This is a genomic window from Martinezella rhizogenes (assembly GCF_007002745.1).
Lineage (GTDB): Bacteria > Pseudomonadota > Alphaproteobacteria > Rhizobiales > Rhizobiaceae > Agrobacterium > Agrobacterium cucumeris.
This window is the reverse complement of record NZ_SGNY01000003.1, coordinates 509,642-531,053: the sequence shown is the minus strand read 5'-3', so window position 1 is coordinate 531,053 and position 21,412 is coordinate 509,642. Positions and strand designations below refer to the sequence as shown.

The window sequence follows — 21,412 nt, the reverse complement described above, 5'->3', positions numbered from 1 at the left end:
GCCGTGAAAAAGAAAAAGATCGACAATGGCGACGTCGAGGATGCACGGCCGCAGCCGCCTTTCTTCACGCTCGACCGCATTCTGGCCTGGACGGGAATTGGGCTTGCTGCAGCGGCCGCCTTTTTCCCCTGGTATGTTTTCTTCAATGAAGACAAGTTTGGGATAAAGGTGGCGGGCGGTGACCGCACACGCGACCTGCCCCACACCGGCCCCCGCGAAGTCTTCAGCGTTTCGCCGATGGCCATGACCAACCGCAACAAGGAAGACATGCCGCCACCGGCCGAACTGCCTGACATGCTGACGACGGCGACAGTCAACGCCAGCGGCAAGGAAAAGCAGAACGATCTCGCCGCCCGAGTGGAAGACCAGCCCTTCCCCGGCCAGACGTCGTTCCGCCTGCTGCATGTTTCCAACGGTCGGGCGCTGATCGAGGATGGATCGGGCATGTATATGGTGCGGGTCGGCTCGACATTGCCCGACAATGCGCTTCTGACCAAGATCGAGCAACGCGGCGGTGAATGGCAGATCGAAACATCCGCGGGTAAAACATATCGTCCTGAAAAATAGACGAATTTTCTTTCCTGAAAAAAGGCGCGCCGCTTCTGCGGACGCGCCTTTTTTGTTTCACGGATGACCGTTCTGCCGCCGTTCGACGCCTTCGTCCCTCCCCGCAAGTCTGACGCAAGATTAGCCCCTTAGGTTCGGGCCATACGAGATGGAGAAGTCTATGCAACCGATTCAACTGTTCGATCTGGCATCCCGCCAAGCGGAATGGCTGAGCGTGAGGCAGGAAGTCGTGGCGACCAACATCGCCAACGCCAACACCCCCAAGTTCCACGCCAAGGATGTCAGCCCTTTCGAAGCGGTCATGCAGGCCACCAGCCAGCAGGTCGGCATGGCAAAGACCCATCCCGCCCATTTTGGCGCGAGCAACCTCAGCGAAAATATCGCCGTGCGTGACAACCCGGTCAATAACGAGATCGGCATGCAGGAATCCGGCAATTCGGTCGCGCTTGCGGAAGAAATGACCAAGACCGGCGAGATCAAGCGGCAGTACGACCTGAACGCCAATCTCGTCAAATCCTTCCATCGCATGATGCTGATGACGGTTAAGAGGTAAACCATGGATCCCTTGAGTGCGGCGAGCAAGATCGCGGGCAGCGGCCTGGAAGTGCAGTCCACCCGACTGCGCGTCGTGTCCGAAAACATCGCCAACGCCAGATCGACCGGCGACACCCCCGGCGCCGACCCCTATCGCCGCAAGACCGTTACCTTCGGTTCCGAGCTCGACCGCGTCAGCGGCGTGGAGCGCGTGACGGTGAAGAAGCTCGGCGTCGACCGTGGTGACTTCGTCAACGAATACGACCCCGGCAACCCGGCCGCCGACACCAACGGCATGGTGAAGATGCCGAACGTCAACATCCTGATTGAAATGGCCGACATGCGCGAAGCAAACCGCAGCTATGACGCCAACCTTCAGGTCATCCGCCAGACACGCGACCTCGTCGCCTCCACCATCGACCTTCTGAAGGCATCGCAATGATCGACGGCATCAAGCAACTCAGTTCCCTTTCGCTCACGCGCGGCGCAAGCGACATCTCCTCGCTGACGGAAAGCGTTTTCGGCAGCCAGCAGACGACGCCCGCCCAGCAGACGGGCGCAAGCTTCGCGAGCGTTCTCGGCAACGTATCGCTGGATGCGATGAACAACCTGAAGAAGGCGGAAGTCGCTTCCTTCGAAGGCATTCAGGGCAAGGCGAACACGCGTGAAGTGGTCGATGCCGTGCTTTCGGCCGAGCAATCGCTGCAGACCGCCATCGCGCTGCGCGACAAGATCGTTTCGGCCTATCTCGACATTACCAAGATGCAGATCTAGCCCAGCGGGAATATTGATATGAGAGCTCTTGCAATCGCCGCCACCGGTATGGACGCCCAGCAGACCAATCTGGAAGTCATCGCCAACAACATCGCCAACATCAACACCACCGGCTACAAGCGCGCGCGTGCGGAGTTCACCGATCTGCTCTACCAGACCGAGCGCATGCAGGGCGTGCCGAACCGCGCCAACCAGGCGATCGTGCCGGAAGGCGCCAATATCGGTCTCGGCGTGCAGACGTCCGCCGTCCGCAACATTCATACCCAGGGCAACCTGATCGAGACCGGCAACAAACTCGACGTGGCGATCATCGGACAGGGCTGGTTCCAGATCGAAGCGGCTGACGGTTCGACGCTCTACAGCCGCGCCGGCGCCTTCAACAAGAATGCCGACGGCAATCTGGTGACGGTCGATGGCTATAATGTCATTCCCAACATCAACATCCCGACCGACGCGCAGGACATCACCGTTACCCGCACGGGTCAGGTGACGGCCCGTATCGGCAATGCCGCTGACTTCACCGAACTTGGCCAGCTGACCATCGCCAACTTCGCCAACGAAGCCGGCCTGAAGCCGCTCGGCGACAACCTCTTTGCCCAGACGCCGGCTTCCGGCGACGCGGTCATCGGCGTGCCTGACGATCCGAGCTACGGCTACATCAAGCAATCCTACCTTGAAGGCTCGAACGTCGACGCGGTCAAGGAAATCACCGACCTGATCACGGCGCAGCGCGCCTATGAGATGAATTCCAAGGTCATCACCACCGCTGACGAAATGGCATCGATTGTCAGCAAGAACCTGAAGTAAGAACGGAAAGGCAGGCGGACATGAGGTTTGGCCGAAAAAATAACAGCTGCAGAACGGCGCTCGTCCGTATGTGCCTGGCGTCTGCCTTTTCACTGGTTGCCATGGCGCCGGCTTTCGCCCAGGCGCCGATGGCGCTGGTTCCCACCCGCACCATCTATCCGGGCGAGGCGATTACGCCCGAGCAGGTGAAACCGGTGGAAGTGACCAATCCCAACATTTCCTCAGGTTACGCGACCGATATCAGCGAAGTGGAGGGCATGATCTCCAAGCAGACCCTGCTTCCCGGCCGCACCATTCCGGTTGCGGCATTGCGCGAACCATCGCTGGTGGTGCGCGGCACCAGCGTCAAGCTCGTTTTCACCATCGGCAACATGACGCTGATGGCGTCGGGAACGCCGATGACCGACGGCTCACTGGGTGAAGTGGTGCGGGTGCGCAACATCGATTCCGGCGTGATGGTCAGCGGCACGGTCATGAAGGACGGAACCATTCAGGTGATGGCGAAATGAGATTGCTTCGTATCCTGGCCGCGGCCATTCTGTTTTCGGCCCAGCCGTTCCTTCCCGTACCCGCAGCCCATGCCGATACATCCCGCATCAAGGATATCGCATCGTTGCAGGCTGGACGCGACAACCAGCTGATCGGATACGGTCTCGTCGTCGGCGTGCAGGGCACGGGCGACAGCCTGCGCTCCTCGCCATTCACCGAACAATCCATGCGCGCGATGCTGCAGAACCTCGGCATCACCACGCAGGGCGGCCAGTCGAATGCCAAGAACATCGCCGCGGTGATGGTGACGGCCAATCTGCCGCCGTTTGCCAGCCCCGGCAGCCGTGTCGACGTAACGGTCAGCTCGTTGGGCGACGCCTCTTCGCTGCGCGGCGGCACGCTGATCATGACCTCGCTTTCCGGCGCGGACGGGCAGATCTATGCGGTTGCCCAGGGCGCGCTGATCGTCAACGGCTTTTCGGCGCAGGGGGATGCCGCGACGCTGACACAGGGCGTGACCACATCCGCACGCGTGCCAAACGGCGCGATCATCGAGCGTGAATTGCCGTCCAAATTCAAGGATTCGGTCAATCTGGTCCTTCAGCTGCGCAATCCCGATTTTTCGACTGCGGTGCGTGTTGCAGACGTTGTCAACGCCTTTGCCCGCGCGCGTTATGGCGATGGTATCGCCGAGCCGCGCGATTCGCAGGAAATCGCGGTGCAGAAACCCCGCACCGCTGACCTCACCCGGCTGATGGCGGAAATCGAGAACCTGACGGTGGAGACGGATACGCCCGCCAAGGTCGTGATCAACGAACGCACCGGCACGATCGTCATCGGCGCGGATGTGCGCATCTCCCGCGTCGCCGTCAGCTATGGAACGCTGACCGTGCAGGTGACGGAATCACCGCAGGTCATCCAGCCGGCGCCCTTCTCGCGTGGCCAGACCGCCGTGCAGCCGCAGACGGACATCATGGCGCTTCAGGAAGGCAGCAAGGTCGCCATCGTCGAAGGTCCCGACCTTCGCACGCTGGTTGCCGGTCTCAACAGCATCGGGCTCAAGGCGGATGGCATCATATCCATCCTGCAAGGCATCAAATCCGCCGGTGCCCTTCAGGCGGAGCTTGTGCTGCAATGATGGAACTTCTTAAAAACCAAGCCCTGCCGAATGGTCTTGTCCGGTTCGCAGCCGTTGCCTCCCTGCTTTTCCTGCTGCCGGCCGCCGGCGCCGAAAGCCAACAGAATGTGGTGTCGGAACTGAGCACGCAGGATGAAATCCAGAAATTCTGCACCAACATTGCCGATGCCGCCCGCGACCAGCGTTACCTGATGCAGAAGCAGGAGCTTGAAAAGCTTCAGGCCGACGTCAACGAGCGCATCTCCGTGCTGGAAGACCGCAAGGCGGAATACGAGGACTGGCTGGCGCGCCGCGAGCATTTCCTCGCCCAGGCGAAAGCCAATCTCGTCGATGTCTACAAGACGATGAAGCCGGATGCCGCCGCACCCCAGCTCGAGAAGATGCATGTGGAGATTGCGGCCGCCATCATCATGCAGCTGCCACCGCGCCAGTCCGGCCTCATCCTCAGCGAGATGGATGCGCAGAAAGCCGCCACTGTCGCCGGCATCATGTCGCAGGCAACCGATAAAAACACTTCGAAGGATCCTTCATGAGCACGCGTCGTCTCCCGGCCCTCCTCCTGCCGCTCGCTCTCCTGGCAGGCTGCCAGAACAACCAGACCCTGAAGGAAATCGGCAACGCACCCGCGATGAGCCCGATCGGCAGCGGTCTGCAATTCAGCCAGACGCCGCAGATGGGCATGTATCCCAAGCAGCCGAAACATATGGCGAGCGGCTATTCGCTGTGGAGCGACAGCCAGGGCGCCTTGTTCAAGGATCTGCGCGCGCTGAATATCGGCGACATCCTGACCGTCAACATCCAGATCAACGACAAGGCCGATTTCGACAACGAGACCGAGCGCAACCGCACCAATTCCAGCGGTCTGAACTGGAAGGCCAAGGCGGAAATCTTCGGCTGGACACCGGAGGCGGACTCCAACATCAAATACGGATCGGACACCGACACCCAGGCCAAGGGCAAGACCAAGCGTTCCGAAAAGCTGACGCTGATGGTGGCCGCCGTGGTGACCGGCATTCTGGAAAACGGCAACCTCATCATCAGCGGTTCGCAGGAAGTGCGCGTCAACCATGAAATCCGCATCCTCAATGTCGGCGGTATCGTCAGGCCGCAGGATGTCGATGCGCAGAACATGATTTCCTATGAGCGTATCGCCGAGGCCCGCATCTCCTACGGCGGTCGTGGCCGCCTGACGGAAGTGCAGCAGCCCCCGGTCGGTCAGCAGGTCGTCGACCTGTTCTCGCCGCTCTGACGCCGGTTTGCGGGAGCGGGACTGACCATGGAAAACGAACAGGCTGAGAACAAGAAAAAGTCCTCCCCGGTGGTCATGACCATCGCCGGGGTTGTGATCCTGACGCTGCTCGGTGCGGGCGGCGGCTGGCTGGTGGGCGGCATGATCGCCCCGAAGATCGCCGGCGCGGAAGCCGCAGCGCACGCACCGGCCGCTTCGGGTGAAAAGGGCAAGGCCGCCGAGGGCATCGAGAAAATCTCGGCCGAAGCGAACGGCATCGTCCAGCTCGATCCCATCACCACCAACCTCGCCTACCCTTCGACCAACTGGGTGCGGCTGGAAGTGGCGCTGATGTTCAAGGGGCCGGTGGAAGTCGGGCTGGCGGAGGATATCCACCAGGATATCATGGCCTATGTGCGCACCGTTTCCCTTCAGCAGCTGGAAGGGCCGCGCGGCTTTCAATATCTTAAGGATGACATTCAGGAACGAGTTGACCTGCGCTCGCAAGGGCGCGTATCCAAGGTCATGTTCCGGACCTTTGTCATCGAATGATTCGATTTCTTGTAACCATCGCCGTCCTCCTCGCCTTGCCGGGCCTTGCCAACGCCCAGCAATTTCCGTCCGATCTGTTCAATACGCAGATAGACGGATCCGTTGCGGCATGGATCATCCGCACCTTCGGCCTTCTGACGGTTCTCTCCGTCGCGCCGGGCATCCTGATCATGGTCACGAGCTTTCCGCGCTTCGTGATCGCCTTTTCGATCCTGCGCTCCGGCATGGGACTGGCCTCTACCCCGTCCAACATGATCCTGCTGTCGATGGCGATGTTCATGACCTTCTACGTCATGTCGCCCACCTTCGACAAAGCCTGGACCGACGGCGTGCAGCCGCTTTTGCAGAACCAGATCAACGAGCAGCAGGCCATAGGACGCATCGCCGAACCCTTCCGCACCTTCATGAACGCCAATACGCGTGACAAGGACCTGAAGCTGTTCGTGGATATCGCCCGCGAGCGCGGACAGGAAGTGATGACCGACAATGTCGTCGATTACCGCGTGCTCGTTCCGGCCTTCATGCTGTCGGAAATCCGCCGCGGTTTCGAGATCGGTTTCCTCATCATCCTGCCGTTTCTGGTCATCGATCTCATCGTCGCCACCATCACCATGGCCATGGGCATGATGATGCTGCCGCCCACCTCGATTTCCCTGCCGTTCAAGATCCTGTTTTTCGTGCTGATCGACGGCTGGAACCTGCTTGTCGGCAGCCTCGTCAGATCGTTCAACTGACGGCATTTGTGCCGAAATAAACTTCGTTAATCCTGTTTGTTAACCCCGCAGCCCCAAGGCAGCGGGGTTTTCGCGTTTTAAGGCTTTGGTTACCAAATTTGCTAGGGGTCGGATAACTATAATCGTCAGGCAATAAGTAACCATTTTGAATAACTCCTGAATAACCATAAGTAATTCATCACAAAAGCAACCGCCAAAATTAAGAATTGTGCAATTTTTCGCTGGGAAACTCCAATCCACACGCAGCGGGTTTGGTTTCCAGAACATAGTAATTCTGAACCGAGTGGCATGAAGCCGAAACGTTGTGGCCGGTAATACCAAGTCCGGAATGTCCCCACTCCAGTATCTCGTAAAAACAAGGGACACATTTATTATGGCAAGCATTCTTACCAACGCTTCTTCTATGGCCGCTCTCCAGACGTTGCGCACGATCAGCAACAACATGGAATCGACGCAGAACCGCATCTCGACTGGCCAACGCGTCAGCACGGCTTCCGACAACGCCGCTTACTGGTCGATCGCGACCACGATGCGCTCCGACAACGCAGCCCTCGGCTCGGTTTCCGACGCTCTGGGTCTCGGCGCCGCAAAGATCGACACTGCCTATGCCGGTATGGAATCTGCGATCAAGGTCGTTGACCAGATCAAGCAGAAGCTCGTCACCGCCAAGGAATCCACCGCCGACAAGGCAAAGATCCAGGCTGAAATCACCCAGCTCCAGGATCAGCTGACGTCCATCACCTCTTCCGCATCGTTCTCCGGTGAAAACTGGCTGAAGGGCTCGATCGGCAAGGCCGGTGCTGCTGCTGCCGATCTGGCAGTCGGCGTATCGATCGACAAGCAGATCGTTGGCTCGTTCACCCGTGACGCTTCTGGCAATGTCCAGACGCAGGCTGTTGATATCAAGCTTGACGGCACAAACGTACTGGTCGACTCCAGCGGCAAAAACCAGGGCCTTCTGGACAAGAACGCTACGAAGGCAACCGTTGCCCAGTGGACGGACGGCAAGTACTACACCGCAACGACGACCCCGCCCGCTGCTGCCACCGCTTCCAAGGTATCGGACAGCGTCTGGACGGACGGTGCCGCTACTCCGAAGTTCTTCAAGGAAGTTGAACCGAACAAGTTCCTGGAAGTAACGGACGCAACCGGTACTGCGCTCGCTGGCACACCGACCGCTCTGACCACGACGGCTGCCGTGTTCGTAACGGACACTTCCGTCTCCAAGGTCGACATCACCAAGCTCAGCACGATCAAGACCGGCCTCGGCCTTGCCGCCACGGCAACGGACGAAGACGTACTGGACAGCCTGATCTCGCATGTCGATGGTCAGCTGGAAGGCATGAACTCCGCAGCTGCAAAGCTTGGTGCTCTTTCCTCGCGTATCTCCCTGCAGGAAGACTTCGTCTCCAAGCTGTCGGATACGATGGAAAAGGGTATCGGCCGCCTGGTTGACGCCGACATGAACGAAGAGTCCACCCGCCTCAAGGCTCTGCAGACGCAGCAGCAGCTGGCAATTCAGGCCCTGTCGATCGCCAACAGCGACTCGCAGAACATCCTGTCGCTCTTCCGTTAATCGGACCCAAACGACAAAAACGAGCCGCGCCCGAAAGGGCGCGGTTTTGCTTTATGGGGCGGCCCGCAAACCGCAATATTTCGTTTACCATCCCTGCTTTCAAAGCATTTACCACGATTTGAACGAGGGGCCGTATACCCTCTGAAATTAGGAAATTGGCAAGTACCGGCTGTCAGATTTTGTGCATGGACAAGCGGATAGCCGCTGTCCGGAATGACATGAAACACAGGATCGCAAGCGGTGGCTGACCGTCTTGCAATCAGGTGAAAAGGCAAACGCGACGGAGGCTGACCCAAGCGTATTGTTCCTCTACCAAAGCCGCATCCGGAAACGGGTGCGGCTTTATGGTTTTTTAAGCATTTCCGGTTACACGCGCACGCGCGCAAAGGTTGCGAACCAAATAGTCAGAATGCACTTTTTTAGCGAGTTATTAGATGTTAATTAACTATATGAAGGTTAGCTAAGCCATCGAAACGGTGAGCTAACCATTAAAAATCAGCCGGTTAGCAGGCATGACGCTGCGCGCTGTTCCCGGTGAAACCGGAATGTCCCTTTTCTAATCAGCCATTCAAGGGGCAAATTCATCATGACAAGCATTCTTACCAACGTCGCAGCCATGTCTGCGCTCCAGACCCTGCGCTCTATCGGCCAGAACATGGAAACGACGCAGGATCGCGTCTCCTCCGGCCAGCGCGTCGGCGAAGCTTCCGACAACGCCGCCTACTGGTCGATCGCGACCACCATGCGTTCCGATAACGGCGCTCTTTCCGCCGTGCAGGATGCTCTCGGCCTCGGCGCCGCCAAGGTTGATACCGCCTATTCCGGCATGGAATCGTCGATTGACGTTGTCAAGGAAATCAAGAACAAGCTGGTTGCCGCCCGCGAACCCGGCGTCGACAAGTCCAAGATCCAGGAAGAAATCTCCCAGCTGCAGGATCAGCTGAAGTCGATCTCCAGCTCCTCGTCCTTCTCTGGCGAAAACTGGCTGCAGGCGAAGATCAGCGATGGCGCCGGTAACCTGACCGACGTCACCAAGCAGGTCGTCGGTTCGTTCATCCGCGACGCTGGCGGCAATGTTTCCGTCAAGACGATCAATGTCGCGCTGACAGCCGACACCGTGCTGTTCGATACATCTTCGGGCACCGCCGCGAACAAGGCCGGTATCCTTGATACCTTCGCTTATTACTCCAAGTCCGGCACCTACGATCTCTTCAAACTGACTGCCGGCGCTACCGCCGCTACAGCAACGACCAAGGTCGTCGCCGCCGAGACCTATACCGAAGCGCAACTCAAGGCGAGCGCCCTTGGAAATGGCGCTGCGGTTGCCGACTATGAAGTAATGGCAAACGGCCTGGCGGTCATCAAAAACGCAGCCGCGGGTTCCCCGATTGCCGCAACCGGCACATACCTTAAAGTCGGCGATGACAAGTATGTAAAAATCATCTCGGCAGCTGCCGGCGCCCCCGCCGCCTCCGACGGCCCGACGGCCCCGGTCGTAAACACCTCGATTGGCTCTGTCGGCGGCGTCGCTGTATACCTTGATCAGGGCGCTGCAAGCACTGCAGACAAGCTTGCTTACTCCCTGACATCGCTCGACATCACCAAGGATCTCGTCGGCCCGACCGGTGTGACCCAGACCGCCGAGCAGGCACTCGACACCATGATCTCCTTCGTCGACAAGCAGCTCCAGAGCATGACGTCCGCCGCCGCCGACCTCGGCTCGGTCAAGATGCGCATCGAACTGCAGGAAAACTTCGTCAACAAGCTGACCGACTCGCTCGACAAGGGCATCGGCCGCCTCGTGGACGCTGAAATGAACGAAGAATCCACGCGCCTCAAGGCTCTCCAGACCCAGCAGCAGCTGGCTGTTCAGGCCCTGTCGATCGCCAACAACGACTCGCAGAGCATTCTCTCGCTCTTCCGTTAATCGCAAGCGACATCATTCAAATCGGAAAGCCGCGCCTCGAGCGCGGCTTTTTTCTTTCTGATATTTTCAGACTATTCGCATATTAAGATTTTATCGTGAGACGTGAGAATCCTTAGGTCTTCATTAACTATAAGGCGGTTAGCTAGAGCCATCGAAACGGCGAGCTAACCTTTAAAAATCAGCCGGTTAGCAGGCATGACGCTGCGCGCTGTTCCCGGTGAAACCGGAATGTCCCTTTTCTAATCAGCCATTCAAGGGGCAAATCTACCATGACAAGCATTCTTACCAACGTCGCAGCTATGTCTGCGCTCCAAACCCTGCGCTCTATCGGCCAGAACATGGAAACGACGCAGGATCGCGTCTCCTCCGGCCAGCGTGTCGGCGAAGCTTCCGACAACGCCGCCTATTGGTCAATCGCGACCACGATGCGTTCCGATAACGGCGCTCTGTCCGCCGTACAGGACGCTCTTGGCCTCGGCGCTGCCAAGGTTGATACCGCCTATTCCGGCATGGAATCGTCCATTGACGTCGTCAAGGAAATCAAGAACAAGCTGGTTGCCGCCCGCGAACCCGGCGTCGACAAGTCCAAGATCCAGGAAGAAATCTCCCAGCTGCAGGATCAGCTGAAGTCGATCTCCAGCTCTTCGTCCTTCTCCGGTGAAAACTGGCTGCAGGCGAAAGTCAGCGACGGCACGGGCAAGCTGACCGACGTCACCAAACAGGTCGTCGGTTCGTTCATCCGTGATTCCGGTGGCAACGTTTCCGTCAAGACGATCAACGTTGCCCTTAGCAACGACACCGTCCTGTTCGATACGTCTTCCGGCGCTGCAAAGGACAAGCAGGGCATCCTCGATTCCTTCGCTTCCTATTCCTCGACCGGCGCTTACAAGAACTTCGAAATTACGACTGGTGTTGGCGCTGCCAAGGCCACCACAGTCAAGGCTGCAATGGTATTCACCGAAGCACAGCTTAAGGGTCTGACGCCCGCTGCTGCTGCTACTCCGGTTACTGCCGTCGCTGATGCGACAACCGGCCTGGTCGTCGTCGCCAACGCTTCGGCAGCCGAGAACGGCGCTTATCTGAAAATCGGTGACGACCAGTTCGTCAAGGTTATGGGTGACGGCACCACCGGCAACGCCACCACTGTTGACACGGCACAGGTTACGGCTGGCACCGTGGCAATCGGCACGACGAAGGATGGCAAGAACGTCTATCTTGAAACCGGCGCCAACAACCAGCTCGCCAAAGCCCTGAACTACTCGCTGACGTCGCTCGACATCACCAAGGATCTCGTCGGCCCGACCGGCGTGACCCTGACCGCCGAGCAGTCCCTCGACGCCATGGTTTCCTTCGTCGACAAGCAGCTCCAGAGCATGACGTCCGCCGCCGCTGACCTCGGCTCGGTCAAGATGCGCATCGAACTGCAGGAAAACTTCGTCAACAAGCTGACCGACTCGCTCGACAAGGGCATCGGCCGCCTCGTAGACGCTGAAATGAACGAGGAATCCACGCGCCTCAAGGCTCTCCAGACCCAGCAGCAGCTGGCTGTTCAGGCCCTGTCGATCGCCAACAACGACTCGCAGAGCATTCTCTCGCTCTTCCGTTAATCGCAAGCGACATCATTCAAATCGGAAAGCCGCGCCTCGAGCGCGGCTTTTTTCGTTTATCGCCCCCTCGAAGGGAATTGAAATTTACCTGGCATTCCGTTTTTCCGCGGACGGCAAAATTGAGCTCACCTCGAGATTATCCAGTAAAAAGCGGGCGAAGCACCAGCCATGGCGTATTGCCATTTGGAACGCCGTATCCGGAGACGGGTGCGGTTATATTATTTTTAACTTTTTTAGATGATTTACACGTAAAAATTTTACCTTCGCATTTTTACTACTTTAAGTATTTATTAACCATGAAGCGGTTAGCTAGAGCCATCGAAACGGTGAGCTAACCATTAAAATCAGCAGGTTAGCAGGCATGATGCTGTGCGCCGTTCCCGGTGAAACCGGAATGTCCCTTTTCTAATCAGCCATTCAAGGGGCAATTTATTATGACCAGCATTTTGACAAACGTTGCAGCTATGTCTGCACTCCAGACCCTGCGTTCCATCGGCCAGAACATGGAAGCCACGCAGGACCGCGTCTCCTCCGGCCAGCGCGTCGGCGAAGCTTCCGACAACGCCGCTTACTGGTCGATTGCGACCACCATGCGTTCCGACAATGGTGCGCTTTCCGCTGTACAGGACGCTCTCGGCCTCGGCGCTGCAAAGGTTGATACTGCCTATTCGGGCATGGAATCCTCGATCGATGTCGTCAAGGAAATCAAGAACAAGCTGGTTGCCGCCCGCGAACCCGGCGTCGACAAGTCCAAAATCCAGGAAGAAATTGCCCAGCTGCAGGATCAGCTGAAGTCGATTTCCAGCTCCTCGTCCTTTTCCGGCGAAAACTGGCTGCAGGCAAAGATCAGCGATGGCACGGGTAAACTGGCCGACATTATCAAGGAAGTTGTCGGCTCCTTTATACGCGACAACAGCGGCAACGTTTCGGTGAAGACGATCAACGTCGCACTTGGCAATGACACCGTCTTGTTCGACACGTCTTCTGGCGCTGCGAAGGACAAGCAGGGCATTCTCGACTCTTTCGCCGTCTATTCCTCGACGGGGTCGTACAAGAACTTCGAAATCACGACGGGCGTCGGCGCTGCAAGGGCAACCACGGTCAAGGCAGCAGTAGTGTTCAATGAAGCGCAGCTGAAGGCTCTGACGCCTGCAACGGCGGGAACGCCGGTCGCTGTTACCCCTGACGCTACCACCGGCCTCTATGTTGTCACTTTGGGTTCGACGGCAACGGAGAACGGCGCTTACCTGAAGATCGGCGACGATCAATATGTCAAAGTCATGGGTGATGGCACGGCAGCCACCGCTTCAACGGGTACTGCCGCCATCGACACGGCCCAGAAAGCGCTCGGCACTGTCGCGATCGGCACGTCCAAGGATGGTCAGAACGTTTATCTTCAAACAGGAACCGGTAACCAGCTGGCGAAAGCGCTTTCCTACTCTCTGACGTCTCTGAACATCACCAAGGATCTCGTCGGAACGTTGACGAATGCGGACGGTTCCGCACTTTCTGCGAACCAGTATCTCGATGCCATGATCGTATTCGTCGACAAGCAGCTCCAGAGCATGATCTCCGCCTCCGCCGACCTTGGTTCAGTCAAGATGCGTGTCGAACTGCAGGAAAACTTCGTCAACAAGCTGACCGACTCGCTCGACAAGGGCATCGGCCGTCTCGTGGACGCTGAAATGAACGAGGAATCCACGCGCCTCAAGGCTCTTCAGACCCAGCAGCAGCTGGCTGTTCAGGCCCTGTCGATCGCCAACAACGACTCGCAGAGCATTCTCTCGCTCTTCCGTTAATCGCAAGCGACATCATTCAAATCGGAAAGCCGCGCCTCGAGCGCGGCTTTTTCATTATGGTTAAGAGAAATTATTATTTCCTAATTTTTATTAATAGCGATTTAGGCTTTGTTAACCATTCGCCGCCTAAAACCTAGTCATCGAAACGATTGGTTAACCAAGACGAAAAAGAGGTTAACAGGCATCAAGCCGCTCGATCGTTCCCGGCGGCAATCCGGAATGTCCCTTTTCATTTCAGCCAATCAAGGGGCAAATAATTATGACCAGCATTTTGACAAACGTCGCGGCAATGGCCGCCCTGCAGACCCTTCGCGCCATCGGCAGCAGCATGGAAGAAACGCAGTCGCGCGTCTCCTCCGGCCTGCGCGTCAAGACCGCATCCGACAACGCCGCTTACTGGTCGATCGCGACCACCATGCGTTCCGATAATGGCGCTCTGTCCGCCGTGCAGGACGCGCTCGGCCTCGGCGCCGCCAAGGTCGATACCGCCTATTCCGCCATGGAAACCACCGTCGATGTCGTCAAGGAAATCAGCAAGAAGCTGGTTGCCGCCCGCGAAGCAGGTGTCGACAAGGCAAAGATCCAGGAAGAAATCCGCCAGCTTCAGGACCAGCTGAAGAGCATCGGCGAATCCGCCTCCTTCTCCGGCGAAAACTGGCTGAAAGGCAAGATCAGCGACGCCTCCGGTAACCTGACACCCATCACCAAACAGGTCGTCGGCTCCTTCATCCGCGATGGCGCAGGTAACGTCGCCGTCAAGACCATCAACATTCAGGTCGATAACAAGACCGCGCTTTTCGATACGTCCACCGGCGCGACGAAAAACGGCATTCTCGACAGCTCTGCCTATTACTCCGACACCGGCGTTCTGCGCGATTTCGAGATCACGACGACAACACCTGCAGGTGTCGCAACAACCACGCCTTTCACCGCAAAAGTATTTACCCAATCTCAGCTTCTGGGCTTCCCCTCGGGCACGACAACCACGGTTTCCGCTGCAGACGCAACAACCGGCCTCGTAACCGTTGCCGCCGCCACCACTGCACGAAACAACGGCACCTATTTCAAGATCGGTGAAAACGCAGCTGGCGAAGCACTCTATGTCAAGGCCAACAATACGGCACCGACGCCCGCTGGCACCACGGTTACGGCAATTGGCACCGGTGGCTCCTCCAACAACAACATCTATCTCGAAACCGCTGCGGCAACATCGCAGATGGCGCAGAAACTTGATTACTCGCTGATCGATCTGGACATCACCAAGGACCTCAGCGGCCTGACGGATGCCAAGGGCCAGCCGCTGACAGAGAATGACGGTCTCGACAACATGATCCAGTTCGTCAACACGCAGCTGGAATCGCTCATCAGCGCAAGTGCCGATCTTGGCTCTATCAAGATGCGTCTCGATCTGCAGGAAGACTTCGTCTCGAAGCTGACCGACTCCATCGACAAGGGCATCGGCCGCCTCGTTGACGCCGACATGAACGAAGAATCCACCCGACTGAAGGCTCTCCAGACGCAGCAGCAGCTGGCGATCCAGTCGCTCTCCATCGCCAATACCAGCTCCGAAAATATCCTGTCGCTATTCCGCCAGTAAGCGGCGCCCGTTGGCTACGGGCGGTTTCGTCCCGCTCTGGCAGCAACAGAATATTCGGATATGGAAACCGCGCTTCGCAAGAGGCGCGGTTTTCCGTTCGTCTGGATTTCTGCTGTCTAGAACTTGCAGGAAGCGCTTGGGGAAATGCGCAAGCAGTGCGCAGCAGGCCAATGCCGCGGCTCTGGAAAGTGCGTAATTTCTTTAATTTATGGGAAAATGGTGCTGCTAGAGAGATTTGAACTCTCGGCCTCTCCCTTACCAAGGGAGTGCTCTACCCCTGAGCTATAGCAGCATCCGGTGCCGAAGCGTGTGCTTCAGCATCAAGCGTGGCGGCCTATTGCCATAGGTTTTTGATGAGCGCAAGTCGCAAAACGATATTCTTCATCAAGCGGGGCAAAAAAGCGTTCCCCCTGTTGAAAAATGCATTTTTCGGATATTGCTGAATTTATGAACGAACATCATGACAAACAGGCGAAGGCTGCGGTTTCCGTGGAGACTTCCGCAGAGCCGTCCGCCTTGGCGGCTAACGGCAATGCGCAGGCTGGCCCCGGCGAGAAGGCGCGGCAGCGCGAAGCGGAGCGCAAGGCGCGGGCGGCCAAGAAGCTTCGTGAAAACCTTCTGAAGCGTAAACAGCAGGTTCGTGCGCGCCGCGCCGGCGATGCGGACGATACAATCGGTCTGCCTGCCGCAAAAACGGACGAATCATCCTCATAGAGAATTCATCAGCATAAATTGAAACGCCGCGGAAATTCGTCTAAGGACGCGCCTTTCCGCAAGGCATGATAAGAAAGGCGGGCACAGGCCCGTAGGGACGCATGGATCGCATCAGAATTACGGGTGGCAACAAGCTTAACGGCATCATCCCCATCTCCGGCGCAAAAAACGCTGCCTTGCCGTTGATGATCGCATCGCTTCTGACCAGCGACACGCTGACGCTCGAAAACGTGCCGCATCTGGCCGATGTTGAACAGCTCATCCGTATTCTCGGCAATCACGGCGTCGATATTTCCGTCAATGGCCGCCGCGAAAGTCAGGGCGAAGCCTATTCCCGCACCGTCCATTTCACCTGCCGCACCGTGGTCGATACGACGGCCCCCTATGAGCTGGTTTCCAAGATGCGCGCCAGCTTCTGGGTCATCGGCCCGCTTCTGGCCCGTGAAGGCCGCGCCCGCGTTTCCCTGCCCGGCGGCTGCGCCATCGGCACGCGCCCGGTTGATCTGTTTATCGAGGGCCTCGAGGCGCTCGGCGCGACGATGGAAATCGACGGCGGCTACATCAACGCCACGGCCCCCAAGGGTGGCCTGATCGGCGCGGTTTACACGTTCCCGAAAGTCTCCGTCGGCGCAACGCATGTGATGCTGATGGCCGCAAGCCTTGCCCGCGGCACCACCGTCATTCACAACGCGGCCCGCGAGCCGGAAGTGGTCGATCTGGCGCAGTGCCTCACCGCCATGGGCGCGAAGATCGAAGGTGCGGGCACCTCCACCATCACCATCGAGGGCGTCACCTCGCTTTCCGGCGCGCGCCACCGGGTTCTGCCTGATCGTATCGAGACCGGCACCTATGCCATGGCGGTTGCCATGGCCGGCGGTGACGTGGTGCTGGAAGGCACACGCGCTTCGCTGCTTGACAATGCGCTCGATACACTGCGGCTTGCGGGTGCGACGATCAGCGAGACCGAGACCGGCCTTCGCGTGGTGCGCAACGGCAATGGCATCCAGCCGGTCGATGTTGTCACCGAGCCCTTCCCCGGCTTCCCCACCGATCTGCAGGCGCAGTTCATGGCGCTGATGACCCGCTCGCAGGGCGTTTCCCACATTACCGAAACCATCTTCGAAAACCGCTTCATGCATGTGCAGGAACTGGCCCGCCTCGGCGCGAAGATTTCGCTTTCCGGCCAGATGGCCCGCATCGAGGGCGTCTCCCGCCTGAAGGGTGCGCCTGTCATGGCGACCGATCTGCGCGCCTCCGTCTCGCTGGTCATTGCCGGTCTGGTGGCGGAAGGCGAGACCATGGTTTCGCGTGTCTACCATCTCGATCGCGGTTTCGAACGCCTCGAAGAAAAACTTACCCGCTGCGGCGCAATGGTCGAACGCGTCAGCGATTGATCCTTTCATTGCCGCTCATCCGGTTCCTACCCGTTGCAGAGCGGGCCTCGACTGCCTATTTCCAGTACAAGAAATAGACATTGCGGCCCGTGGCCCGCGGAAAAGGAAAAAATGATGAGCGGCCTGAAATTGCTCGCGCTGGATACTGAAGATCTCTCCGTCATCTCGACGCATATGCAGGACAGCGTCTTTAAACTGAAAGACGTTGCCTTCGAGCCGAAGCATGGCCAGTTCACGCTTTCCGCCAACCGTTTCGTGTGGGAAAGCGCGGACAAGAAGAACCTGCCGCCGGAACGCTGCCGCAGCGTGGTTTTCCTCAAGCGGGTATCCGCCGTGCGCTCCTATGGCATCAACCGCACCGATAAGGAGCAGGTGCTGTCGCTTCTCGCCATCCGCTTCGTGCAGAATGGCGAAGGGCCGGATGGAGCCGTTGAGCTGACGCTTTCGGGCGGCGGCGCCATTGCGCTCGATGTCGAATGCATCGAGGCGCAGCTGACCGATGTGAGCGGCGCATGGGAAACCGCCGCCAAACCGCATCATCCCGATAGCGAATAAACACTCCACACCGTCGCAACGGTTGCCTTTCGTGACCGTTTCGATTTATGCCACATACCAGAGCCGCGATTATTGCGCGGCGAGTTCGTGAACCTCGCGGCGGCGTCCGCGGGGACAATGAAAGGGTAATGGCGTGGCAATCTGGCTGGAGCAGGCATCCGCTGATTTCGAACAGAAATTCGCAGCCTTCCTGACAACCAAGAGGGAAGTTTCCGAAGACGTCAATGCGACGGTTCGCGACATCATCAACGATGTCCGTCAGCGTGGCGATGCGGCCCTTGCCCATTATTCCCAAAAATTCGACGGCCTCGACTTTACCAAGGTGTCAATGCGGGTGACGGCGGATGAAATCGATGCCGCCTATTCAGCGGTCGACAAAAACGTCATCGAAGCCCTCGAACTCGCGGCCCGGCGCATTGAAAAACACCATGCGCGGCAGATGCCGAAGGACGACATCTACGAAGACGATATTGGTGTGGGTCTCGGCTCGCGCTGGACGGCCATCGAGGCTGTCGGCCTCTATGTGCCCGGTGGTACCGCCAGCTATCCCAGCTCTGTCCTGATGAATGCCGTACCGGCAAAGGTCGCCGGCGTGGAGCGCATCGTCATGGTCGTGCCGGCCAATGGCGGCGTGATAAACCCCGCGGTTCTTGCTGCGGCGCGTATCGCCGGTGTTGAGGAAATCTATCGCATCGGTGGCGCGCAGGCCGTCGCAGCCCTTGCCTATGGCACGGAAACCATCGCGCCGGTCGCCAAGATCGTCGGCCCCGGCAACGCCTATGTGGCTGCAGCAAAGCGGCAAGTGTTCGGCACCGTTGGTATCGACATGATCGCCGGGCCTTCCGAAGTGCTCGTCATTGCCGACAGGGACAATGATCCGGACTGGCTGGCCGCCGATCTTCTGGCGCAGGCGGAGCATGATCGTGGGGCGCAATCCATCCTCATCACCGACAATGCCGAACTGGGCAAGGCGGTGGAAGCAGCCGTCGAACGACAGTTGAAGCGCCTCTCGCGCGCCGAGACGGCGGCGGCGAGCTGGGCCGATTTCGGCGCAATCATTCTGGTTGAGAAGCTCACCGATGCCATTCCGCTGGCCAACCGCATCGCCGCCGAACATCTGGAACTTGCGGTCGACGATCCGGATGCGCTGATGGCCCACATCCGCAATGCCGGTGCCATCTTCGTCGGGCGTCATACGCCTGAGGTGATCGGCGATTATGTCGGCGGCTCCAACCATGTTCTGCCGACGGCGCGCTCGGCGCGCTTCTCCTCCGGGCTTTCGGTGCTGGATTTCGTCAAGCGCACCTCGATCCTGCGCCTTGGACCAGAGCAGTTGCGCCAGCTTGCACCGGCAGCAATCACCCTTGCGCGTTCGGAAGGGCTGGATGCGCACGCGCGCTCGGTCTCCATTCGCCTCAATCCGGAAAGTTAAGCGATGGCTTCAGGCGATTTCCGGCTCTGCGATGTGGTTCTGGACGATAGTATCGGCCGGTCCACGCCTGACGTGGAGCATGAACGCGCCGTCGCCATTTTCGACTTGATCGAAGAAAACACCTTTGAGCCGGCGGGCCACGATGGCGGGCCATATCGGCTGCATATTTCGCTTGTTGATGCCAAGCTGGTTTTCGCGATCAAGACCGAAGACGAGAAAGACGTCTCGACCCATATCCTGTCGCTGACGCCGTTCCGCCGTATCATCAAGGATTATTTCCTGATCTGCGAAAGCTATTATGAGGCGATCCGCTCCTCCACGCCCAGTCAGATCGAGGCAATCGACATGGGCCGGCGCGGCATTCACAATGACGGCTCGCAGACCCTGATGGACCGGCTGTCCGGCAAGATCACGGTGGATTTCGATACGGCGCGCCGCCTCTTCACCCTTGTCTGCGTGCTCTATTGGCGGGGTTAGAGATGAGCGATCCTGCCGCAGCGCCAAACGAGGGACGAGCGCCCAAATCGGTCCTCTTCATGTGCGGCATGAACTCCATCCGTTCCCCCATGGCGGAAGTCATCGCCAAACGGCTGGTAGCGCCCGGCATTTACATCCAGTCGGCTGGCGTGCGGGCCGGAGAGCGCGACCCCTTCGTGGATGCAGTGCTGGAAGAGCAGGGATTTTCGCTCGGCAAACACAAACCGCGCACGCTGGACGAGATCGAGGATGATTTTTTCGATCTGATCATTACATTAACGCCGGAAGCCCATCACGCCGCACTTGAATTGACGCGCTCGAATTCGCTCGATGTGGTCTATTGGCCGACAATGGATCCGACGGTCATCACAGGCACACGCGAACAGATTCTCAACGCCTATCGCGAAGTGCGGGACCATCTGTCGAAACTTATTTCGGAACGCCTGCCGGGGCGGCAGCAGCCGGTGGCGGATACGCTTTCAAAAGAGTGAAAATGGCCGCTGCCTCATGAAAATCATTACTGATTTTCAAGCCGATGCTTTAGAGGTTCACAAATGTGCCGGGATTGTGTAGTTTCCGCGCAATTTTCCCGGACAGGACATGTCCGGCACTATCAACAGGAAGAAAACCCTTACATGACAAAAGAAGAAGTCCTTGAATTCCCGGGCATCGTAACCGAATTGCTGCCGAACGCAACATTCCGCGTGAAGCTTGAGAACGAACACGAAATCATCGCCCACACCGCGGGCCGCATGCGCAAGAACCGTATCCGCGTTCTGGCCGGCGACAAGGTACTGGTTGAAATGACGCCTTACGACCTGACCAAGGGCCGCATCACCTATCGCTTCAAGTAATCCGTTTTCGGCATCGGACGCCCGGGCAGCGCAATGACAAACTCAAAACAAAAGCTCGTTCTGGCATCCGGCTCACCGCGGCGTCTGGAACTGTTGCATCAGATCGGCATCGAGCCGGCACGCCTGATGCCGATGGATATCGACGAGACGCCTGCGAAGCTTGAGCATCCGCGCACGCTGTGTCGTCGTCTGTCGCTGCAGAAGGCCGAAGCGGCGCATGCCGCGCTCAAGAGCGAGCAGACGTGGAAAGACGCCTATGTTCTCGGCTCCGACACCGTCGTGGCCGTGGGCCGTCGCATCGTCGGCAAGGCGGAATATACCGAAGACGCCTCGGCAGCGCTGCATCTTCTCTCGGGACGCAGCCATTGGGTCTATACCGGCATCTGCCTTGTGATACCCGGCGGCAAAATCCGTCAGAAGGTGGTGGAAACCAAGGTGCGCTTCAAGCGCCTCTCGACGCGCGAAATCGACGCCTACATCGCCTCCGGGCAATGGCGCGGCAAAGCAGGTGCCTATGGCATTCAGGGCATTGCCGGCGCATTCGTGCAGAAACTGACCGGTTCCTACACCAACGTCGTCGGCCTGCCGCTTTACGAGACCATGTCGCTCTTGTCCGGTGAAGGATTTGAGGTGACATCGGGCTGGCTCGAGGGATAG

General features: G+C 58.4%; 23 protein-coding genes, 1 tRNA gene and 1 pseudogene. 24 read left to right on the top strand and 1 reads right to left on the bottom strand.

Annotated elements, in window-relative coordinates; all coding sequences use genetic code 11:
* The first annotated feature begins 3 nt into the window (after window positions 1-3).
* The 16 genes and pseudogenes from EXN68_RS12745 (at window position 4) to EXN68_RS12670 (ending at window position 15,329) form a co-directional block, all read left to right on the top strand.
* Window positions 4-567: a hypothetical protein gene (locus tag EXN68_RS12745; RefSeq protein WP_142841124.1), complete on the top strand. Its 564-nt coding sequence runs from the start codon at window positions 4-6 to the stop codon at window positions 565-567.
* A 160-nt stretch (window positions 568-727) separates the two neighbouring features.
* Window positions 728-1,120: a flagellar basal body rod protein FlgB gene (gene flgB, locus EXN68_RS12740; RefSeq protein WP_046800582.1), complete on the top strand. Its 393-nt coding sequence runs from the start codon at window positions 728-730 to the stop codon at window positions 1,118-1,120.
* A 3-nt stretch (window positions 1,121-1,123) separates the two neighbouring features.
* On the top strand, window positions 1,124-1,543 hold the full coding sequence (gene flgC / locus EXN68_RS12735) for a flagellar basal body rod protein FlgC (RefSeq protein WP_046800581.1): 420 nt from the start codon (window positions 1,124-1,126) through the stop codon (window positions 1,541-1,543).
* Window positions 1,540-1,875 (top strand): flagellar hook-basal body complex protein FliE, encoded by a 336-nt coding sequence (fliE, locus tag EXN68_RS12730; RefSeq protein WP_046800580.1) that lies wholly within the window; start codon window positions 1,540-1,542, stop codon window positions 1,873-1,875. Before flgC ends, fliE begins: the two co-directional genes overlap by 4 nt.
* Window positions 1,876-1,893: 18 nt before the next feature.
* Window positions 1,894-2,682, top strand: a complete 789-nt coding sequence (gene flgG / locus EXN68_RS12725) for a flagellar basal-body rod protein FlgG (RefSeq protein ID WP_003503427.1) — start codon at window positions 1,894-1,896, stop codon at window positions 2,680-2,682.
* Window positions 2,683-2,702: 20 nt separating this feature from the next.
* Window positions 2,703-3,191, top strand: a complete 489-nt coding sequence (flgA, locus tag EXN68_RS12720; RefSeq protein WP_142841122.1) for a flagellar basal body P-ring formation chaperone FlgA — start codon at window positions 2,703-2,705, stop codon at window positions 3,189-3,191.
* 62 nt (window positions 3,192-3,253) lie between these two features.
* Window positions 3,254-4,309 (top strand): annotated as a pseudogene (locus tag EXN68_RS12715) (flagellar basal body P-ring protein FlgI); the annotation flags it as partial.
* The gene (locus EXN68_RS12710) at window positions 4,306-4,842 is read left to right on the top strand and encodes a MotE family protein (protein WP_046800577.1); all 537 of its coding nucleotides are present in this window, start codon (window positions 4,306-4,308) and stop codon (window positions 4,840-4,842) included. The pseudogene EXN68_RS12715 and the gene EXN68_RS12710, both read left to right, overlap by 4 nt.
* Entirely contained in the window at window positions 4,839-5,558 is a 720-nt protein-coding gene (flgH, locus tag EXN68_RS12705; RefSeq protein ID WP_046800576.1) for a flagellar basal body L-ring protein FlgH, read from the top strand. Before EXN68_RS12710 ends, flgH begins: the two co-directional genes overlap by 4 nt.
* Window positions 5,559-5,585: 27 nt before the next feature.
* Window positions 5,586-6,089 carry a flagellar basal body-associated FliL family protein gene (locus EXN68_RS12700; protein ID WP_142841119.1) on the top strand — a complete coding sequence of 168 codons (504 nt, stop codon included), beginning with the start codon at window positions 5,586-5,588 and terminating at the stop codon, window positions 6,087-6,089.
* Window positions 6,086-6,823 carry a flagellar type III secretion system pore protein FliP gene (gene fliP, locus EXN68_RS12695; protein WP_052817083.1) on the top strand — a complete coding sequence of 246 codons (738 nt, stop codon included), beginning with the start codon at window positions 6,086-6,088 and terminating at the stop codon, window positions 6,821-6,823. The genes EXN68_RS12700 and fliP overlap by 4 nt, the downstream gene beginning before the upstream one ends.
* A 373-nt stretch (window positions 6,824-7,196) precedes the next feature.
* Entirely contained in the window at window positions 7,197-8,399 is a 1,203-nt protein-coding gene (locus tag EXN68_RS12690; RefSeq protein ID WP_142841117.1) for a flagellin N-terminal helical domain-containing protein, read from the top strand.
* Between the two features lie 586 nt (window positions 8,400-8,985).
* The gene (locus tag EXN68_RS12685) at window positions 8,986-10,326 is read left to right on the top strand and encodes a flagellin N-terminal helical domain-containing protein (protein WP_142841116.1); all 1,341 of its coding nucleotides are present in this window, start codon (window positions 8,986-8,988) and stop codon (window positions 10,324-10,326) included.
* 269 nt (window positions 10,327-10,595) lie between these two features.
* Window positions 10,596-11,933 (top strand): flagellin N-terminal helical domain-containing protein, encoded by a 1,338-nt coding sequence (locus tag EXN68_RS12680; protein WP_142841114.1) that lies wholly within the window; start codon window positions 10,596-10,598, stop codon window positions 11,931-11,933.
* A 434-nt stretch (window positions 11,934-12,367) separates the two neighbouring features.
* Complete coding sequence (locus tag EXN68_RS28070) at window positions 12,368-13,732, top strand: flagellin N-terminal helical domain-containing protein (protein ID WP_142841113.1); 1,365 nt, start codon at window positions 12,368-12,370, stop codon at window positions 13,730-13,732.
* 259 nt (window positions 13,733-13,991) lie between these two features.
* A complete protein-coding gene (locus EXN68_RS12670) occupies window positions 13,992-15,329 on the top strand; it encodes a flagellin N-terminal helical domain-containing protein (protein WP_142841111.1) in 1,338 nt (445 codons plus the stop codon).
* 217 nt (window positions 15,330-15,546) lie between these two features.
* On the opposite strand, the gene EXN68_RS12665 is transcribed toward EXN68_RS12670, so the two are convergent.
* Window positions 15,547-15,621, bottom strand: a tRNA-Thr gene (locus EXN68_RS12665).
* Window positions 15,622-15,776: 155 nt separating this feature from the next.
* Between EXN68_RS12665 and EXN68_RS12660 the strand changes: the two genes are divergently transcribed.
* The 8 genes from EXN68_RS12660 to EXN68_RS12625 all read left to right on the top strand — a co-directional run bounded on the left by EXN68_RS12660 (window position 15,777) and on the right by EXN68_RS12625 (window position 21,412).
* The gene (locus EXN68_RS12660; protein WP_142841109.1) at window positions 15,777-16,043 is read left to right on the top strand and encodes a hypothetical protein; all 267 of its coding nucleotides are present in this window, start codon (window positions 15,777-15,779) and stop codon (window positions 16,041-16,043) included.
* A gap of 101 nt (window positions 16,044-16,144) precedes the next feature.
* Complete coding sequence (gene murA / locus EXN68_RS12655) at window positions 16,145-17,437, top strand: UDP-N-acetylglucosamine 1-carboxyvinyltransferase (RefSeq protein WP_142841107.1); 1,293 nt, start codon at window positions 16,145-16,147, stop codon at window positions 17,435-17,437.
* 114 nt (window positions 17,438-17,551) lie between these two features.
* A complete protein-coding gene (locus tag EXN68_RS12650; RefSeq protein WP_046800569.1) occupies window positions 17,552-17,992 on the top strand; it encodes a DUF2948 family protein in 441 nt (146 codons plus the stop codon).
* A 133-nt stretch (window positions 17,993-18,125) separates the two neighbouring features.
* Complete coding sequence (gene hisD, locus EXN68_RS12645) at window positions 18,126-19,424, top strand: histidinol dehydrogenase (protein ID WP_142841105.1); 1,299 nt, start codon at window positions 18,126-18,128, stop codon at window positions 19,422-19,424.
* A gap of 3 nt (window positions 19,425-19,427) precedes the next feature.
* Entirely contained in the window at window positions 19,428-19,901 is a 474-nt protein-coding gene (locus tag EXN68_RS12640) for a UPF0262 family protein (protein WP_142841103.1), read from the top strand.
* 2 nt (window positions 19,902-19,903) lie between these two features.
* Window positions 19,904-20,392 (top strand): arsenate-mycothiol transferase ArsC, encoded by a 489-nt coding sequence (locus EXN68_RS12635; RefSeq protein WP_142841101.1) that lies wholly within the window; start codon window positions 19,904-19,906, stop codon window positions 20,390-20,392.
* Window positions 20,393-20,536: 144 nt separating this feature from the next.
* Window positions 20,537-20,755 (top strand): translation initiation factor IF-1, encoded by a 219-nt coding sequence (gene infA / locus EXN68_RS12630; RefSeq protein WP_004432473.1) that lies wholly within the window; start codon window positions 20,537-20,539, stop codon window positions 20,753-20,755.
* Window positions 20,756-20,788: 33 nt separating this feature from the next.
* Window positions 20,789-21,412, top strand: a complete 624-nt coding sequence (locus EXN68_RS12625) for a Maf-like protein (RefSeq protein WP_142841099.1) — start codon at window positions 20,789-20,791, stop codon at window positions 21,410-21,412.

Bases quoted from the DNA above. Each gene is read 5' to 3' on its own strand.
- flgB (WP_046800582.1), top strand. From the start codon at position 728: ATGCAACCGATTCAACTGTTCGATCTGGCATCCCGCCAAGCGGAATGG.
- flgC (WP_046800581.1), top strand. From the start codon at position 1,124: ATGGATCCCTTGAGTGCGGCGAGCAAGATCGCGGGCAGCGGCCTGGAA.
- fliE (WP_046800580.1), top strand. From the start codon at position 1,540: ATGATCGACGGCATCAAGCAACTCAGTTCCCTTTCGCTCACGCGCGGC.
- flgG (WP_003503427.1), top strand. From the start codon at position 1,894: ATGAGAGCTCTTGCAATCGCCGCCACCGGTATGGACGCCCAGCAGACC.
- flgA (WP_142841122.1), top strand. From the start codon at position 2,703: ATGAGGTTTGGCCGAAAAAATAACAGCTGCAGAACGGCGCTCGTCCGT.
- EXN68_RS12710 (WP_046800577.1), top strand. From the start codon at position 4,306: ATGATGGAACTTCTTAAAAACCAAGCCCTGCCGAATGGTCTTGTCCGG.
- flgH (WP_046800576.1), top strand. From the start codon at position 4,839: ATGAGCACGCGTCGTCTCCCGGCCCTCCTCCTGCCGCTCGCTCTCCTG.
- EXN68_RS12700 (WP_142841119.1), top strand. From the start codon at position 5,586: ATGGAAAACGAACAGGCTGAGAACAAGAAAAAGTCCTCCCCGGTGGTC.
- fliP (WP_052817083.1), top strand. From the start codon at position 6,086: ATGATTCGATTTCTTGTAACCATCGCCGTCCTCCTCGCCTTGCCGGGC.
- EXN68_RS12690 (WP_142841117.1), top strand. From the start codon at position 7,197: ATGGCAAGCATTCTTACCAACGCTTCTTCTATGGCCGCTCTCCAGACG.
- EXN68_RS12685 (WP_142841116.1), top strand. From the start codon at position 8,986: ATGACAAGCATTCTTACCAACGTCGCAGCCATGTCTGCGCTCCAGACC.
- EXN68_RS12680 (WP_142841114.1), top strand. From the start codon at position 10,596: ATGACAAGCATTCTTACCAACGTCGCAGCTATGTCTGCGCTCCAAACC.
- EXN68_RS28070 (WP_142841113.1), top strand. From the start codon at position 12,368: ATGACCAGCATTTTGACAAACGTTGCAGCTATGTCTGCACTCCAGACC.
- EXN68_RS12670 (WP_142841111.1), top strand. From the start codon at position 13,992: ATGACCAGCATTTTGACAAACGTCGCGGCAATGGCCGCCCTGCAGACC.
- EXN68_RS12660 (WP_142841109.1), top strand. From the start codon at position 15,777: ATGAACGAACATCATGACAAACAGGCGAAGGCTGCGGTTTCCGTGGAG.
- murA (WP_142841107.1), top strand. From the start codon at position 16,145: ATGGATCGCATCAGAATTACGGGTGGCAACAAGCTTAACGGCATCATC.
- EXN68_RS12650 (WP_046800569.1), top strand. From the start codon at position 17,552: ATGAGCGGCCTGAAATTGCTCGCGCTGGATACTGAAGATCTCTCCGTC.
- EXN68_RS12640 (WP_142841103.1), top strand. From the start codon at position 19,428: ATGGCTTCAGGCGATTTCCGGCTCTGCGATGTGGTTCTGGACGATAGT.
- EXN68_RS12635 (WP_142841101.1), top strand. From the start codon at position 19,904: ATGAGCGATCCTGCCGCAGCGCCAAACGAGGGACGAGCGCCCAAATCG.
- infA (WP_004432473.1), top strand. From the start codon at position 20,537: ATGACAAAAGAAGAAGTCCTTGAATTCCCGGGCATCGTAACCGAATTG.
- EXN68_RS12625 (WP_142841099.1), top strand. From the start codon at position 20,789: ATGACAAACTCAAAACAAAAGCTCGTTCTGGCATCCGGCTCACCGCGG.